General features: G+C 35.6%; 14 protein-coding genes. 11 read left to right on the top strand and 3 right to left on the bottom strand.

The features are described from left to right. Window positions 1–3 precede the first annotated feature (3 nt). The gene (locus AC2TDS_RS10225) at window positions 4–495 is read left to right on the top strand and encodes a hypothetical protein (RefSeq protein WP_484735490.1); all 492 of its coding nucleotides are present in this window, start codon (window positions 4–6) and stop codon (window positions 493–495) included. 300 nt (window positions 496–795) lie between these two features. Here the strand turns inward: AC2TDS_RS10225 and AC2TDS_RS10220 are convergent, their stop codons facing one another. Next, a complete protein-coding gene (locus AC2TDS_RS10220) occupies window positions 796–990 on the bottom strand; it encodes a hypothetical protein (protein ID WP_484735489.1) in 195 nt (64 codons plus the stop codon). A gap of 793 nt (window positions 991–1,783) precedes the next feature. Next, window positions 1,784–1,999 (bottom strand): hypothetical protein, encoded by a 216-nt coding sequence (locus AC2TDS_RS10215; protein ID WP_484735488.1) that lies wholly within the window; start codon window positions 1,997–1,999, stop codon window positions 1,784–1,786. 557 nt (window positions 2,000–2,556) lie between these two features. On the opposite strand from AC2TDS_RS10215, the gene AC2TDS_RS10210 reads away from it, so the two are divergent. Further along, window positions 2,557–2,703: a DNA/RNA non-specific endonuclease gene (locus AC2TDS_RS10210; RefSeq protein WP_484738934.1), complete on the top strand. Its 147-nt coding sequence runs from the start codon at window positions 2,557–2,559 to the stop codon at window positions 2,701–2,703. 1 nt (window position 2,704) lies between these two features. Beyond that, complete coding sequence (locus AC2TDS_RS10205; RefSeq protein WP_484735487.1) at window positions 2,705–3,190, top strand: hypothetical protein; 486 nt, start codon at window positions 2,705–2,707, stop codon at window positions 3,188–3,190. Window positions 3,191–4,475: 1,285 nt separating this feature from the next. Here the strand turns inward: AC2TDS_RS10205 and AC2TDS_RS10200 are convergent. Continuing rightward, the gene (locus AC2TDS_RS10200; protein ID WP_484735486.1) at window positions 4,476–4,838 is read right to left on the bottom strand and encodes an SPOR domain-containing protein; all 363 of its coding nucleotides are present in this window, start codon (window positions 4,836–4,838) and stop codon (window positions 4,476–4,478) included. A 214-nt stretch (window positions 4,839–5,052) separates the two neighbouring features. Between AC2TDS_RS10200 and AC2TDS_RS10195 the strand changes: the two genes are divergently transcribed. Genes AC2TDS_RS10195 through AC2TDS_RS10160 form a run of 8 tightly spaced genes read left to right on the top strand, consistent with a single transcriptional unit; the run spans window position 5,053 to window position 16,559 of the window. After that, a complete protein-coding gene (locus AC2TDS_RS10195) occupies window positions 5,053–6,333 on the top strand; it encodes a c-type cytochrome (RefSeq protein ID WP_484735485.1) in 1,281 nt (426 codons plus the stop codon). 31 nt (window positions 6,334–6,364) lie between these two features. Continuing rightward, window positions 6,365–9,580: a TAT-variant-translocated molybdopterin oxidoreductase gene (locus AC2TDS_RS10190; RefSeq protein ID WP_484735484.1), complete on the top strand. Its 3,216-nt coding sequence runs from the start codon at window positions 6,365–6,367 to the stop codon at window positions 9,578–9,580. A gap of 27 nt (window positions 9,581–9,607) precedes the next feature. Beyond that, window positions 9,608–11,008 carry an NrfD/PsrC family molybdoenzyme membrane anchor subunit gene (nrfD, locus tag AC2TDS_RS10185; protein WP_484735483.1) on the top strand — a complete coding sequence of 467 codons (1,401 nt, stop codon included), beginning with the start codon at window positions 9,608–9,610 and terminating at the stop codon, window positions 11,006–11,008. Beyond that, window positions 10,998–11,525 carry a DUF3341 domain-containing protein gene (locus AC2TDS_RS10180; RefSeq protein ID WP_484735482.1) on the top strand — a complete coding sequence of 176 codons (528 nt, stop codon included), beginning with the start codon at window positions 10,998–11,000 and terminating at the stop codon, window positions 11,523–11,525. Before nrfD ends, AC2TDS_RS10180 begins: the two co-directional genes overlap by 11 nt. A gap of 11 nt (window positions 11,526–11,536) precedes the next feature. Then, the gene (locus AC2TDS_RS10175) at window positions 11,537–12,088 is read left to right on the top strand and encodes a c-type cytochrome (protein WP_484735481.1); all 552 of its coding nucleotides are present in this window, start codon (window positions 11,537–11,539) and stop codon (window positions 12,086–12,088) included. 25 nt (window positions 12,089–12,113) lie between these two features. Beyond that, on the top strand, window positions 12,114–13,703 hold the full coding sequence (locus AC2TDS_RS10170) for a histidine-rich protein (RefSeq protein ID WP_484735480.1): 1,590 nt from the start codon (window positions 12,114–12,116) through the stop codon (window positions 13,701–13,703). A 35-nt stretch (window positions 13,704–13,738) separates the two neighbouring features. Next, window positions 13,739–14,752 carry a cytochrome c oxidase subunit II gene (locus tag AC2TDS_RS10165; RefSeq protein WP_484735479.1) on the top strand — a complete coding sequence of 338 codons (1,014 nt, stop codon included), beginning with the start codon at window positions 13,739–13,741 and terminating at the stop codon, window positions 14,750–14,752. Window positions 14,753–14,786: 34 nt separating this feature from the next. Beyond that, a complete protein-coding gene (locus AC2TDS_RS10160) occupies window positions 14,787–16,559 on the top strand; it encodes a cytochrome c oxidase subunit I (protein ID WP_484735478.1) in 1,773 nt (590 codons plus the stop codon). Window positions 16,560–16,699 lie beyond the last annotated feature (140 nt).

The raw sequence follows: 16,699 nt of genomic DNA, 5'->3' as shown, positions 1-16,699 counted from the left end.
AAAATGTTTTATAGAATTAACACAGGAAATAAAAAAGGAGCGATAATTATAGAGTCAATTGTAAAATATAAGTCTTGGGCAGTATTTAAAGACCCAAGTATTTTGATTGAGAATAATAATTTCAAGATTGATAAAGGGAATAAAGAATTTGATTTAATTGAATATTGTGACCCGATTAATTTTGCGATTTCTGATAAGTTAAAAAATATTTTAGAGAAAAATGAAATTACAGGCTGGTCTTGTTATCCTATTTCTATAGATAGTCTTGATAATAAATATTATGGATTACATATTTCTGGAAAAGGCGGTCAGGTTACAAATAGAGATGAAGACGGAGATGTACCTATGTTCGAATCTGTAAAATTCAATCAAAAAAAATGGGATGGTTCTGATGTTTTTTATTTAGAAGATACAGGTATTAAAGTTTGTACTCAAAAGGTTAAAGATATATTAGAAAAAGAGAAAATAACCAATATTATTATTGAACCATTATAGTTTTAGGAATTAATAAAAAGTTAAAGTATAGATGAACAAAATATTTACACCCGCTAGCGCTCGTTTGTAACGAGTGCCGAGTATGAGTAAGTAATAAGATTGTATAAAAATAAAGCTACCTTACATTGTTTTGTGAGGTAGTTTTTTTGTGTTATAATGTTTTAAGTTTAGCCCCCGCTCCCGCTAGTTTGTAACTAGTGGCGATTGCGAGTAAGCGATATTAGAAGTATAAATATTAAGTTATAAAAAGGAGAAAGCTTTTACAGAGATGTAAAGGTTTTTTTTTGAGTTAGTTTTAAGTTAATCAATATCGTTAAGAACTGTTTTTAAAGAGCTTTTAAGCTTGCGTTTAGAAATAAAGGCATCAAGTATAGTGAAAATAGTTTTTTGTTCTTCTTTGTTAAGGCTATCAATTAAAGAGACTCTTTCCATTAGTGTTTTGTTTAAAGAATGGACTTCTTTTAAATCATTAGAACTGGTAAATAGTTCAGCCATAGTAATACCAAGAGCTTTAGTAATTTTTTCTACAGTAGAAACAGAAGGGTCTGTTTTGCCGCAATTGAGTTAGAAGGTTTAGAAGAGTTTAGAATAACAACCAATAAGGATTGGACTGCCCGATTTTTTACTATAAGAAATGGAGATAATATATCTACTATATCAAAATTAACAGGTGTCGCAGTCAATGATATAATCAGTTACAATCCAACAATTCAAGATAATCCTAATCACATAGAATCAGGACAAGTTATAACCTTAAGAAATATAGAGGGTTTAAATCCTGCTGATTTTAAAAAAGCTAAAAAATCTAATTGGGTAAAAAGTTTTGCTATAGAAATGGTTTCTGGAGATTTAGCAATTCAAAGGCAAATGGTAGTGGCAATGGATCCGATAGGTGTAGCTATAGAGTCTGCTATAGGATATAAGATTCCCCCGCTCCCGCTAGTTTGTAACTAGTGGCGGTTAAGAGTAAGCAATAAGAATTGTATAAAAATAAAGCTACCTTACATTAAATTGTGAGGTAGTTTTTTGTTTGTTAGGAGTATGCTTTTTTAGCGTTAAAGTCTCCGATAGCGCTAGTATGTCAAACTAATGGCTCCCGCTAGTTTGTAACTAGTGGCGGTTAAGAGTAAGCAATAAGAATTTAATTTTTAAAAACAATAGAATAGTAATAAAACCACAGCGATAGTTGTGGTTTTATTATTTGTTAGGAGTACCTCCGATAGCGCTAGTATGACAAAGTAACGGCTCCCGCATTCTATGGATAAAAACAAATAAAAAGCAATAAATTTTAGGCAGCAAAATTATGAGTATTAACATAAGGTTGCTGTCTTTTTATTACTGCAAAAACACGATGTAAAATTTTGTTTCTAATGTTGTTTAAAACGAGCATTTTATTTTTACCATTATCTACTTTATCATCAAAATATTTCTTGAGTTGATAGTCGTGAATTTTAGCATTTAAAGCGCAGTCAATGATATAATCAGTTACAATCCAACAATTCAAGATAATCCTAATCACATAGAATCAGGACAAGTTATAACCTTAAGAAATATAGAGGGTTTAAATCCTGCTGATTTTAAAAAAGCTAAAAAATCTAATTGGGTAAAAAGTTTTGCTATAGAAATGGTTTCTGGAGATTTAGCAATTCCCCGCTCCCGCTAGTTTGGAACTAGTGGCGATAATGAGTAAGCAAACAAACAATAAATATAAAAGCTACCTTACATTAAATTGTGAGGTAGTTTTTTTGTTGTTAGGAGTAAGCTTTTTTAGTTTTGGCATCCCTGATGGCGGGAGTATGTCAAAGTAACGGCTACCGCGAGAATCTTTCCCCCGCTGGCGCGAGTATGTTAAAGTAACGGCTACCGCGAGAATCCTTTCTCGTGTCGGGTATGAGTGAGCGGTTACAATGATCAGTTTTCAATTATCCCCCGCTCCCGCTAGTTTGGAACTAGTGGCGATAATGAGTAAGCAAACAAACAATAAATATAAAAGCTACCTTACATTAAATTGTGAGGTAGTTTTTTTGTTGTTTCTTAGGAGTAAGCTTTTTTAGTTTTGGCATCGCTATTAAAGCAGGTAAAAAGGTGGAAGTTGATATTAAATTGAAGTACAAAGGAGATTCAGTAAGACCTGATAGTTTTGATGTTACTTATAAAATAGATGGGGAAGTATTTACTCCAGAACCAATAAAAAATAAAAATCCATAATATGTTTGGAATTTCTAAAGAAAAAAGTTTTAAGAAAAAGTTTGAGAACATAACTAACTCAATGATATCATTGGCTTTTGAATATGTTAAAAATGATGACAAAAATGTGAATGGCATTTATGTTTTTTGTTCAAATGAAGAAAATTATATTCATTTTAATGCTTTTTTTGAAATTGATGGGCAATTATTAAAAAAGCATAAAATAAATGACACAGGACGTAATTATGATGTGTCAGATTTAAATCAAACTAATTTTTCTAAATATGGAACGGCAGACTTAAGAAAATTAGTTGATATGTTTAGTAAGTCAGGAAAGGAGTCTCCAACTCAAATAAAAATGGAGTATTACCCTAAGACAGGTAAGTTTAATTCTAATTTAGATTATGAATTACATTATTCTAATAAAAAGGATAAAACTGCCCACGATGTTGCTGAATCTTGGTTTAAGGAATTGAAATTAAAAATAGAATCAGGTAAAACTATATAAATTAGAAAGTAAAAAAGCTATCCTAACCGATAGCTTTTTGTTTTTTAAGAATATGCTTTTTTAGCATTAAAATCTCTTAAAAAAGCCCCCGCTCCCGCTAGTTTGTAACTAGTGGCGGGTATGAGTGAGCAAACCTCGATAGCGCGGATTTGTAATCTGTGCCGAGTATGAGTAAGTAATAAGAGTTAGATAAAAATAAATCTACCCCGCTCCCGCTAGTTTGGAACTAGTGGCGATAATGAGTAAGCAAACAAACAATAAATATAAAAGCTACCTTACATTAAATTGTGAGGTAGTTTTTTTGTGTTATAATGTTTTAAGTTTAGCAGCTTTGACAAGATTGTCAATAAGATAAAAAAGGTGGTTTTTGTCTTCTTCTGGTAAGTTCTCAATATCATTGATACGTTTTATAATTTCTTTATTATAAGAAGAAAGTTGTCCTTCCCCCGCTCCCGCGCGAATGAGCGATAAAGAGTGATGCTACCGCGAGAATCCTTTCTCGTGGCGGGTATGAGTGAGCGGTTACAATGATCAGTTTTCAATTATCAGTTGTCAGTTGTCGGTGATCCCCCGCTCCCGCGCGAATGAGCGATAAAGAGTGATGCTACCGCGAGAATCCTTTCTCGTGGCGGGTATGAGTGAGCGGTTACAATGATCAGTTTTCAATGATCAGTTGTCAGTTGTCGGTGATCCCCCGCTCCCGCGCGAATGAGCGATAAAGAGTGATGCTACGCGAGAATCCTTTCTCGTGGCGGTTAAGAGTGAGCGGTTACAATGATCAGTTGTCAGTTGTCGGTGATGCTCCGATAGCGCTAGTATGACAAAGTAAAGGCTAGTTTGCAACTAGTGGCGGTTAAGAGTGAGCGGTTACAATGATCAGTTTTCAATGATCAGTTGTCAGTTGTCGGTGATGCTCCGATAGCGCTAGTATGACAAAGTAAAGGCTAGTTTGCAACTAGTGGCGGTTAAGAGTAAGCAAAACAACAATAAATATAAAGCTGCCCTACTATTATTTGTGAGTTAGTTTTTCTGTGTTTTAAGAGTATGCTTTTTTAGCATTAAAATCTCTAATAGGCCCCGCCCCATGACATTTGAGCATTAGCGGAAAAGGCAAGTTTTTTAAAGGAAATTTAGTTAAGAAACGAAAAGATAAAAGCCATTTATAAAGGCATAACGTTAAGATAAAAAAAGAAGCTACCAAACAACAAATGTTTGGTAGCTTTTTGTTTTTTTAAACCATTTCTGATGTTAAATTACAACAATCAATTATAGGTTATACAAAGCATTAGATGGGTACTACAATAGCTCCAGAAAACTTTTCACGAATCCAATTTAGGGCGCGATCGGCCTCTAGTCTGGTTTTATAATGACCAACTTGAATTTTCCATTCTGGCGCGTCATACCCAAGATATGTAGAGGTATGAGGAAACTCGATTTGAAACCGATGTTTAATACTCTTTGCTCTTTTTTCTAGGCCATTATAGAGTTGTATTCTATAACCAGTTTTATTTGTTTTATTGTATTCTCTCTTTTTTTCTATTAAACTTTTTATGGCTTCGGTATCGTTATAATTCGATTGCGCAGAAACATTAAAAATGCTACCAACAAAAAGCAATAAGAAAATTACAAGTGTATGTTTATTTCTCATGATTCACTAAACTTTATACAAAAGTAACAACTTGTTAAATAATAGATTGTTCTAGCGGATTATTTAGAATTAATATAAATTACAAGTTAGGAAACTCATAGCATTTCACAATTTGGAGAGAAGTAGTACTTTTGTGCAACTTTCTGTTACCTCTTTTCATTAGGCATACGGAAGAAATTGTACCAAAATAGATACAGAACTTATATTTTATAGTATGAAAAGTGTGAAACATCACAGTAGATTAACTCAAATGCTCTTAAAGAGTCTAGCTTTCTTTTTAATCTTTTTAGTAAGTTTTTCGACCTATTCGCAAGAAGTCGACGAGGCGAGACAAAAAGAAGGGAAAAAATTATTCAAAAGCCTTTGTTCGTCTTGTCACAAGTTAGAAAAGAAGCTTGTAGGGCCAAAGCTTGGTGGTGTCGAGGAAAAATATGAAAATGAGTGGTTGAAGAAATGGATTAGAAATAACTCGCAGCTTACCGCTTCTGGAGATGCCTTAGCAGTGGAAGCGTCAGCATTTTCTACAACCGCAATGACCGCTTTTCCTCAGTTAACAGATAAGAATATTGATGATATTCTATATTATACTACTGTAGGGGAGATTGAAAAAGAGAGTGAAAATGGAGGTCCGGTTCCTGTTGAGCCTAAAGGTCCAAGTTGGTTAATTTATATTATGGCGGCTGCAATTTTTGTAGCGTTTATGATTATTGCAAGTTTGTTAAAAACGATTAGTGAGTTAAAAGGTGCGCCTAAAACTCCAGGATTGTTAGGGCAAGCGGCTGAGTTATGGGAAGGCATTAAGAAAAACACGTTCTTGCATGTGTTGTTTGCAATTTTTGCAGCGTTAATGGCCGCCTATTTCTTATTCGGAACCTTGTTTAAGGTGGGTGTAGATACAGGATATCAGCCGATTCAGCCAATAGCATTCTCACATAAAATTCATGCTGGAGATAATAAAATAGACTGTCAATATTGTCACTCTGCAGCAAAACACAGCAAGCATTCAGGAATTCCTTCTGTAAATGTTTGTATGAACTGTCATAAAAATATATCTGATGTATCGGAAGGTACGAAAGTGGTTATGGACGATGTGACGCTAACCAAGAAAGATTTAGATAAAGAAATAGCAAAAATTTATGAGGCTGCCGGATGGGATGCTGACAAATTTGAGTACACAGGTGAAACAAAGCCAGTAAAGTGGGTTAGAGTTCATAATTTACCTGATTTCGCATACTTTAATCACTCGCAACACGTAACGGTTGCAGGGCTTAAATGTCAAAAGTGTCATGGTCCTGTTGAAGAAATGGAAGAAGTATATCAATACTCTCCATTAACAATGGGTTGGTGTATCGATTGTCATAAGGAGACTAAGGTTGACTTGAAGGGTAACGAGTACTATGCTAAAATTCATAAAGAATTAGCTGAAAAGTACGGCGTAGAGCAAGTAACCATTGCACAGTTAGGGGGGAAAGAATGTGGTAAGTGCCACTATTAATCAATTAGAAAGTAGAAAAACACGTATATAAATGGCTTCAAACAAAAAATACTGGCAAAGTGTTGAGGAACTAAAAGGTAGTTCTATTGTTGAAACGCTGCGTAATAATGAGTTTGTACAGGATATTCCTACAGATGAGTTTTTAGGAGATAAAGAAACATTAGAAACATCATCAACTTCACGTAGAGATTTCTTAAAATATGTTGGATTTACAACGGCTGCTGCATCATTAGCGGCGTGTGAAGGTCCGGTAAGAAAATCAATCCCTTACGTAGTACAACCAAACGATATCGTTGTAGGTGTTGCTGATTGGTATGCAACTACCATGGCAGACGGATTTGATTTTGCAAACGTATTAGTTAAAACAAGAGAAGGGCGTCCTATTTTAGTAATGCCTAATAAAGAAGCAGGTGCAGATATTAATGCAAGAACCGTGGCTTCTATTTTATCTTTATATGATGAACGACTGCGTTTAAAAGATCCTAAAAAAGGAAGTGCTACTATTACTTGGTCAGAAGCTGACAAAGAAATTATGGCAACATTAAACGGGTTGAAAGAAGCAAATCAACCAGTAGTGTTACTAACAGGTACCCTTGCAAGTCCTTCTACTGAAAAAGTTATCGCTGATTTTATCGCAGCATATCCTAATGTGAAGCATGTAGTGTATGATGCCATTTCTGAAAACGGTGCACTAGAAGCTTTTGAAGCTATGTATGGCAAGCGTGCTTTACCGAACTATGATTTTAGTGATGCTAAAGTTATTGCTTCTGTTGGAGCTGACTTTTTAGGTGATTGGCATGGAGGTTTTGAGAAGAGTTATGTAGAAGGAAGAAAGGTGAACTCAGGCAAAATGTCATACCACGTTCAGTTAGAGAGTAACATGTCTTTAACCGGAGCGAATGCTGATAAGCGTCTGATTCTAAAGCCATCTAATCAGGTATATGCCTTAATCAATTTATACAACGAAATTACGGGAGGTAACTTACCTTCAAAAGCAACACCTGTAGATGCTGAAGTTAAGCAACTGGCAGTTGCTTTAAAGGAAGCAGGTTCTAAAGGAGTTGTGGTTACTGGAATAAATGATAAGAATGCACAATTGATTGCCTTAGCAATAAACAAGGCATTGAATAGTGATGTTATTGATGTAAACAAGCCGATTTATACTAGACAGGGTAATGATAAGGAAGTAGCGCAGTTAGCTGCGGACATGAAGTCTGGTAAAGTAGCAGGTTTGATTACGTATAATGTGAATCCAGTATATACATTACCGAATACGGCCGATTTTAACGAAGGATTAAAGAAAGTGAAGTTATCGGTTGCACTATCAACGCAAAATGATGATACCGCTAACATAACACAATATAGCTTACCTACACCTCACTATTTAGAATCATGGGGAGATGTAGTAATTGAAGAAGGGAAGTATAGTTTGGTACAACCGACCATACAACCATTATTTAATACGCGTCAGTTACAAGATGTATTGTTAAAATGGTCTGGAAGTACAACGAACTATTATGACACCCTGAAAGAATTTTGGGCGACCAATATTTTAGGAGGAAAGTCATGGAATCAAGCATTACATGATGGATTCTTTAAAGCTGAAGGAAGTTTAGACGCGCCAAAAGCATTAGAATCTTCAGTAGATTTAAGTGTAGTTGCTTCTGAATTGTTAACAGCAACGAAGACTTCAAAATACGAATTAAACTTATTTACCTCTACTGGTTTAGGAGATGGTAAACAAGCAAATAACCCATGGTTACAAGAATTACCAGATCCAATTACACGTGCTTCTTGGGATAACTACTTAACGATGTCAATGGCAGATGCCAGAGAGTTAGGTTTTGAGAATCCAGTAAAAGATAACGGAGCTATTGATGGTAATTATGCCAATGTAACCGTTAATGGAGTTACCATAAAAAATATCCCTGTAATAATACAGCCAGGGCAAGCTAAAGGATCTTTTGGTTTAGCTTTAGGATACGGTAGAACACACGGATTGAAAGAAGAAATGCAAGTTGGAGTGAATGCGTATCCATTTTACAAAGACGGAAGCAATATTCAGTACAACGTTTCTATAGAAAAAACATTAGGATGGCATAAGTTTGCCTGTATGCAGGTTCAAAGTACCTTAGCAGGGCGTCATGACATATTAAAAGAAGCTTCTTTAAAAGAAGTAAATGATAAGTCATTAGACCCAAAGCATACGTGGAACAAACCATATATGGTTTCTTATGACCACCAAGAAGTAGAAGGAAGTACCATTGATTTATGGGAAGACCATGATAGAAGTATCGGACATCACTTTAAATTATCTATTGACTTAACATCATGTACCGGATGTGGTGCCTGTGTGGTGGCATGTCATGCTGAAAATAATGTACCTGTAGTAGGGAAGCATGAAATGCGTGTAGGTAGAGATATGCATTGGTTACGTATTGATCGTTACTACTCTTCTAGAGTACAAGGAGATTTGTCGTTAGATGAGTTTAAGGAACAATACAGAACTAAACTAAACGAAAAATATTCAGCAAAGTACCCAGAGTCTTCAAAGGATGAAATTGAAGCGATGGTGAGCAAAGAGTTAGGGAATATCGCGAACCAAGAGTTGGAAAGAAAGTACACGGAAGATGTGTTAGGATTGAGCAAAGGAGACCTGTTTGATGCATTAGAAAATTCTGCAGAGAACCCACAGGTCGCTTTTCAACCAATGATGTGTCAGCACTGTAATCACGCTCCTTGTGAAACGGTATGTCCAGTAGCAGCTACATCGCACGGTCGTCAAGGTCAAAATCAAATGGCGTATAACCGTTGTGTAGGAACTCGTTATTGTGCAAATAACTGTCCTTATAGAGTTCGTCGTTTCAACTGGTTTAATTACTCAAACAATGACGAATTTGACTTCAATATGAACAATGAGTACGGTAAAATGGTGTTAAATCCAGATGTTGTCGTACGTTCACGTGGAGTTATGGAAAAATGTTCGTTCTGTATTCAATCAACGCAAGAAGTTATCTTAAAAGCAAAACGTGAAGGTAGAACTGTAAGAAAAGATGAATTTAATGATGCCTGCGCTTGTTCTGCGGCATGTTCATCAGGATCTATGGTGTTCGGAGACGTAAACAACCCGGAAGACCCAGTAACACCTTTAGTAGAAGACAAGAGAGCTTTCCACGTACTAGACTATATTGGAACAAAACCAAATGTAGTATATCAAGTGAAAGTAAGAAATACAAACGAAGCCTAATAATAATATAACTAAGTATATAGATTTATGTCGTCTCATTACGAATCATCTTATAGAGAACCTTTAATACTCGGTAGCAAGAGTTACCACGATATTACAGAGGATATTGCAAGGCCTATTGAAGGAAAAGCAAACAAGAATTGGTATATAGCATTCTATATCTCTTTAGCAGCAATGTTATGGGGGTTTGGATGTATCTTTTACACCGTAGGTACTGGTATTGGTGTATGGGGATTAAATAAAAACATTGGTTGGGCATGGGATATTACCAACTTCGTATGGTGGGTAGGTATCGGTCACGCAGGTACCTTAATCTCGGCCGTATTGTTGTTATTCCGTCAAAAATGGAGAATGGCAATCAACCGTTCTGCAGAAGCAATGACCATATTTGCCGTATTTCAGGCAGGGTTATTCCCAATTATACACATGGGACGTCCTTGGAATGGATATTGGGTATTGCCTATTCCAAACCAGTTCGGATCGTTATGGGTAAACTTTAACTCTCCTTTATTATGGGACGTATTTGCGATTTCTACCTATTTATCTGTATCATTAGTTTTCTGGTGGACGGGGTTATTGCCTGATTTTGCAACCATTCGTGATAGAGCTGTAAAACCTTTCCAAAAGAAAATATACGCCTTACTATCATTTGGATGGTCGGGTAGAGCTAAAGATTGGCAACGTTTTGAAGAAGTATCATTGGTATTAGCTGGTTTAGCTACTCCATTAGTACTTTCGGTACATACGATTGTATCGATGGACTTTGCTACCTCGGTTAATCCAGGATGGCACTCGACAATTTTCCCTCCTTATTTTGTGGCAGGGGCAATTTTCTCAGGGTTCGCAATGGTACAAACCCTTTTAGGGATCATGCGTAAGGTAACCAATATGGAAGCATACATTACTCGTTTGCATGTAGAGTACATGAATATAGTAATTATTTTAACGGGAGGGATCGTAGCAGTAGCCTATGCAACAGAATTTTTTATTGCATGGTATACAGGTTCACCTTATGAAAATTACACGTATTTATCATTTGGAGCAGAAGCTGGAGCTTATGGATGGGCATTCTGGTCATTAATGATTTTTAATATTATAATACCTCAGATTTTATGGATAAAAAGATTAAGAAGAAGCTTTATCGTTTCTTTCTTAGTGTCGATTGCCATTAATATAGGTATGTGGTTTGAGCGTTTTGATATTATCGCAATAGTGTTGAGTAAAGGACAATTACCATCTACGTGGTGGCGTTTTGAACCAACCTTTGTTGATGTAGGTATATTTATCGGAACTATTGGGTTTTTCTTTGTATTATTCTTATTATATGCAAGAACATTCCCTGTAATTCCTACGGCAGAGATTAAGACTATTTTGAAATCTTCAGGAGAAAACTTTAAAAAATTAAGAGAGGAGAACAATGAGCACTAATAAAGTAATTCACGCATTATATAATGATGATGATATCTTAATGGATGCCGTTAAGAAAGTAAAGGCTGATCATCACCATATAGAAGAGGTATTTTGTCCATTTCCAGTTCACGGATTAGATCAAGCAATGGGGTTAGCGCCAACGCGTTTGGCAATTACGGCTTTTTTATATGGAATTACCGGTACTTCAGTGGCTGTTTGGTTAACATGGTATACCATGATTGCAGATTGGCCTCAAGATATCGGTGGTAAGCCAAGTTTCTCATGGGCTTCTAATATGCCGGCATTTGTGCCTATTCTATTTGAATTAACGGTGTTTTTTGCAGCTCACCTCATGGTAATTACATTTTACATGCGAAGCAGAATATGGCCTTTTAAGAAAGCTGAAAACCCAGATCCAAGAACAACTGATGATCATTTTTTAATGGAAATTCCTGTTCATGGAAATGAAGAAGAATTAAAAAGTTTATTAGCAGAAACTGGAGCCGTAGAAATTAACGTAGTAGAAAAGCATTAATTAAGGAAAGTATGAAAAGTTTAAAAATAATTTTAGCTTTAATAGTAGTCGCAAGCATTGGTTCTTGTAATGACAAACGTAAACCTCAGGTGCAATATATGCCTGATATGTATGTGTCAGTTCCTTACGATGCTAATGGAGTTTCGTCTGCGGGTGGTGTAGTAGTGAACAGACAACCTGTAGCTGGTACGGTAAGTAGAAATGGTATCGTTGCCTATGATATTGCAGATACTAATGAAGGGTATGAAAAAGCCAAAACAGAATTAAAAAACCCATTAGAGCTTAATGAAGCCAACCTAGCGAAAGGAAAAGAGCTATATACCATCTATTGTGCAGCCTGTCATGGTAAAAAAGGTGATGGAAATGGAATCTTATCGCAAAGAGATAAATTTAGTGGAATACCTAAGTACAACGATGCGGCAAGAAATATTACAGAAGGAAGTATATACCACGTGATTATGCATGGTAAAAACTTAATGGGATCTCATGCTTCTCAGTTGAGATATGAAGAACGTTGGCAAGTTGTTCAGTATGTGGAAAAATTAAAAAGCGAATTAAAATAATTCTATAATAGATAGTTTAAAAGATATGTATCAGTTTACAGGAAAATTAAAAATATTTGCGCTCGCTTTAATGGTTATTGGTGTTCTAGGTACAGCGTGGAGTTTTATGACTACGCCTAGTTCTCTTGAAGAAGCAAAAGAAATTTTGGCAAAACAGCAGGATGCGCATCATGGAGGTCATGGAAGTGACTCAGCGCATGAAGAAGAGAAACATCATGCTGCAGAGACTAAAGTTGAAAGTCATGAAGCAGTAAAAGCACATAGTGAAGAAGGGAATGCTGAGCACGTAGAGGCAACTCATACAGAGGCTTCTGATGATAGTGCGCATGCAGCCGATACAGCACATGATGCTGAGAACGTAAAAGTAAGTACTGAAGTAGCTCATCACGAAGATAAGGTTACAGCACATCACGAAGAATCTAAAGATGCACATGGAGAAGCGCATGGTGAATCACACGATGCACACGCAGAACATGCCTTTCATCAAATGCAAAACAGACCTTGGTCGGCTTTTTATGTAGCCATGTTATTTTCTTTAGGAGTTACCTTATTAGTGTTAGCTTTTTACGCGGCACAAAGAGTGGCTCAAGCAGGTTGGTCAATTGCATTGTTTAGAGTAATGGAAGCAATCTCCAATAACCTACATTATGTGAGTGTTTTGATGCTTGTGTTTATCATACTAACAGTAATGCATCAAAATCATTTATTCCCTTGGATGGCAGACGGCGTATTTGATCCGCAAAGCTCAAATTATGATCCGATAGTTGATGGGAAAAAATGGTGGATGAATGTACCAGGTTGGGCAATGAGAAGTGTTTTTTACTTGGTAGTTTGGAATGTGTTTAGGTATATCTTAAGAAGAAAATCTATACAACAGGACAATGGAGATTTAAAATTACATAAGAATCTGTATAATATTAGTGTAGCATTTGTGCTTTTATTTATGATCACTGAGTCAATGATGTCTTGGGATTGGATTATGGGTATAGATCCTCACTGGTTCTCTACATTGTTTGGATGGTACGTATTAGCTACCTTTATTGTCTCTGCTTTAACAGTAATCGCTTTCGTAACTATTTATTTACGTGCGAAAGGAGCTTTACCATTTGTTAATGATAGTCATATTCACGACTTGGCAAAGTTTATGTTTGGTTTTTCTGTATTTTGGGCCTACCTATGGTTTGCACAATTTATGTTAATATGGTATGCTGATATGCCTGAAGAAACAACCTATTTTTTACAACGATTTAATGAATATAAATTACCGTTTTTAGGAATGGTAGTATTAAACTTTATTTTCCCAGTATTATTACTAATCAATAGTGACTTTAAAAGTATACCTTGGTTAGTACTTTTAGGAGGTATTGTAATCTTAATAGGTCATTATGTAGATTTATTTGTTATGATTATGCCTGGAACAGTAGGAGGTCAATGGGGCTTTGGTATAGGTGAAATGAGTGGAATATTATTCTTTATTGGATTGTTCATTTTTGCCACGTTTAGTGCATTTGAAAAGGCAAGTCCACTGCCTAAAGGGAACCCTTTCTTACATGAAAGTGAAACACATCATTACTATAACATCCAACACAGAGGAGAAGATAGTAATCATCATTAATAATAAAATTATAACAATAATAGTTTAGATATATTATGCTCGCTTTATTTTACATTTTTATAGCAGTTGCGATAGGAGTTAGCTTTTGGCAAATAACTCGTATTATGAATTTCCGTTCTGTAATTGCTACAGATAAAGACAACAATACTCAAGGTAAAATTGCTTTAGGGTTTCTTGTTTTTCTTTACGCAATGATGATTTATTGCCTAATTGGAATGAATGTTTATTTGTTACCAGAATCAGCTTCTGTAGAAGGAGAACACGATGATAACCTTTTTGATATTACATTTTGGTTGATTGGAGTTGTTCAATTCGCAATGCAATTTTTAATCTTCTTTTTTACGTATAAGTACAGAGGAAACAAAGATAAAAAGGCCTTGTTTTACGCAGATAGCCATAAATTAGAATTGTTATGGACCACCATTCCGGCGGTGACAATTGTTATACTAATCGGTTACGGTTTATGGCAATGGAACAATATAATGTATGTTGGTGACGATGAAAACCCAATTCTTATTGAAGTGTACTCACAACAGTTTAGATGGGATGCTCGATATGCAGGCCAAGATAATGAACTAGGTTTGGGTAATGTAAACTTCATTGATATTAACAAACAAAATACTATGGGAGTTGACATGTCAGACCCCAATGCTAAAGATGATAAGCAAGTTACAGAGCTTTATCTTCCTAAAGGCAGAAAGGTATTGTTCAAGTTTCGTTCACAAGATGTATTGCACTCAGCATACATGCCTCACTTTAGAGCACAGATGAATTGTGTACCAGGTATGGTAACTCAGTTTGCTTTTACGCCTAAGTATACGACAGAGGAAATGAGACAAAATTCTGAAGTGATTGCAAAAACCAAAGGAATCAATAAAATTAGAGCGGCTAAAGGAGAAGATCCTTATGAGTTTGACTACTTATTACTTTGTAATAAGATTTGTGGAGCGTCTCACTATAACATGCAAATGAAAATAACTGTTGTAGAGGAAGCCAAATACGAAGAGTGGCTAGCAGAACAAAAAACGTTAGCGCAAGTTATTAAATAAGATATTTTTAAAAATAGATATAAAGGTATAGATTATGTCAGATCATCACCACAAAGAAACATTTGTAACGAAGTACTTTTTCAGTACAGATCACAAAATGATCTCAAAACAATTCTTGATAACTGGAATGTTTATGGGTATCATTGGAGTATTTATGTCAATGTTATTCCGTTTACAGATTGCATGGCCAGAAACGTCTTTTTCGATAGTAGAAGCGTTTATTGGAGCAAATCATCAAACTGATGGAATTATGAATCCAGATATGTACCTAGCATTGGTGACAATTCATGGTACAATTATGGTATTCTTTGTATTAACAGCAGGTTTGAGTGGAACATTCTCTAACCTATTGATACCATTACAAATTGGAGCACGTGATATGGCTTCAGGCTTTTTGAATATGGTATCGTATTGGTTGTTTTTCTTATCATCGGTGATAATGGTAATTTCACTGTTTGTTGAAGCAGGACCTGCATCGGCTGGATGGACTATTTATCCGCCGTTATCAGCCTTACCACAAGCAATCCCTGGCTCAGGAACAGGAATGACACTTTGGTTAGTATCTATGGCGATATTTATTGCGTCTTCATTAATCGGATCGTTAAATTATATCGTAACCGTATTAAACTTGCGTACCAAAGGAATGAAAATGACTAGATTGCCATTAACAATGTGGGCGTTCTTTATTACAGCAATTATCGGTGTTATATCGTTCCCAGTATTATTATCAGCGGCATTATTATTAATTTTTGATAGAAGCTTCGGAACATCCTTCTTCTTATCGGATATTTTTATTTCTGGTGAAGTATTGCATTATCAAGGTGGATCACCTGTATTATTTGAACACTTGTTCTGGTTCTTAGGACATCCAGAAGTATATATTATATTATTACCAGCCTTGGGGTTAACCTCGGAAGTAATTTCTACAAATGCACGTAAACCTATTTTCGGGTATCGTGCCATGATTGGATCCATTATGGCAATCGCATTCTTATCAACGATTGTATGGGGGCACCATATGTTTATTTCAGGAATGAACCCTTTCTTAGGTTCTGTATTTACTTTTACAACGGTATTAATTGCAATTCCATCGGCGGTGAAAGCGTTTAACTACGTGACCACCTTATGGAAAGGAAATTTACAAATGAACCCTGCAATGTTGTTCTCAATAGGTCTAGTTTCGACCTTTGTAACAGGAGGGTTAACAGGTTTAGTATTAGGAGATTCAGCATTAGATATTAATGTGCATGACACTTATTTTGTAGTGGCGCACTTTCACTTAGTAATGGGAGTTTCTGCCTTATTCGGAATGTTTGCTGGTGTGTATCATTGGTTCCCGAAAATGTACGGTAGAATGATGAATAAGACTTTGGGTTACTGGCATTTCTGGATTACCATTATTTCTGCTTATGGGGTGTTTTTCCCAATGCATTTTATTGGGTTGGCTGGTTTACCACGTCGTTATTATACAAATTCAAACTTCCCAATGTTCGATGATTTAACCAATATTAATGTATTTATGACGGTAATGGCCATTATTGGTGGTGTCGCCCAATTAATATTCTTGGCGAACTTCTTTATTTCAATATATAGAGGGCAAAAAGCATCGCAAAACCCTTGGAAGTCTAATACTTTAGAGTGGACTACACCGGTAGAACATATTCATGGAAATTGGCCAGGTGCCATTCCAGAAGTTCATAGATGGGCATATGACTATAGTAAAACTGATGAAAATGGTGAATACCTGCATGGTAAAGATTTTGTATTACAATCAACACCATTATTAGAAGGAGAAGAACCTTCGTAACATAATAGCATAAAATTTACAAAAACCTTTACAGACATGTAAAGGTTTTTTGTTTTGTAACTTATACCATTTACCATTTGAATTTACCGTAATAAAACGTCCTTTTTCCCATTCTATTTCAATATATAAAGAAATCATAG

This window comes from Tenacibaculum profundicola (genome assembly GCF_057220795.1).
Note: the sequence above shows the minus strand (reverse complement) of the source record. Positions and strands in the feature narration are given on the sequence as shown.

What these genes read in the sequence shown, in the direction of transcription:
- AC2TDS_RS10220 (WP_484735489.1), bottom strand. Translation starts at nt 990, where the DNA reads ATGGCTGAACTATTTACCAGTTCTAATGATTTAAAAGAAGTCCATTCT.
- AC2TDS_RS10195 (WP_484735485.1), top strand. Translation starts at nt 5,053, where the DNA reads ATGAAAAGTGTGAAACATCACAGTAGATTAACTCAAATGCTCTTAAAG.
- nrfD (WP_484735483.1), top strand. Translation starts at nt 9,608, where the DNA reads ATGTCGTCTCATTACGAATCATCTTATAGAGAACCTTTAATACTCGGT.
- AC2TDS_RS10225 (WP_484735490.1), top strand. Translation starts at nt 4, where the DNA reads ATGTTTTATAGAATTAACACAGGAAATAAAAAAGGAGCGATAATTATA.
- AC2TDS_RS10160 (WP_484735478.1), top strand. Translation starts at nt 14,787, where the DNA reads ATGTCAGATCATCACCACAAAGAAACATTTGTAACGAAGTACTTTTTC.
- AC2TDS_RS10190 (WP_484735484.1), top strand. Translation starts at nt 6,365, where the DNA reads ATGGCTTCAAACAAAAAATACTGGCAAAGTGTTGAGGAACTAAAAGGT.
- AC2TDS_RS10165 (WP_484735479.1), top strand. Translation starts at nt 13,739, where the DNA reads ATGCTCGCTTTATTTTACATTTTTATAGCAGTTGCGATAGGAGTTAGC.
- AC2TDS_RS10170 (WP_484735480.1), top strand. Translation starts at nt 12,114, where the DNA reads ATGTATCAGTTTACAGGAAAATTAAAAATATTTGCGCTCGCTTTAATG.
- AC2TDS_RS10205 (WP_484735487.1), top strand. Translation starts at nt 2,705, where the DNA reads ATGTTTGGAATTTCTAAAGAAAAAAGTTTTAAGAAAAAGTTTGAGAAC.
- AC2TDS_RS10180 (WP_484735482.1), top strand. Translation starts at nt 10,998, where the DNA reads ATGAGCACTAATAAAGTAATTCACGCATTATATAATGATGATGATATC.
- AC2TDS_RS10200 (WP_484735486.1), bottom strand. Translation starts at nt 4,838, where the DNA reads ATGAGAAATAAACATACACTTGTAATTTTCTTATTGCTTTTTGTTGGT.
- AC2TDS_RS10175 (WP_484735481.1), top strand. Translation starts at nt 11,537, where the DNA reads ATGAAAAGTTTAAAAATAATTTTAGCTTTAATAGTAGTCGCAAGCATT.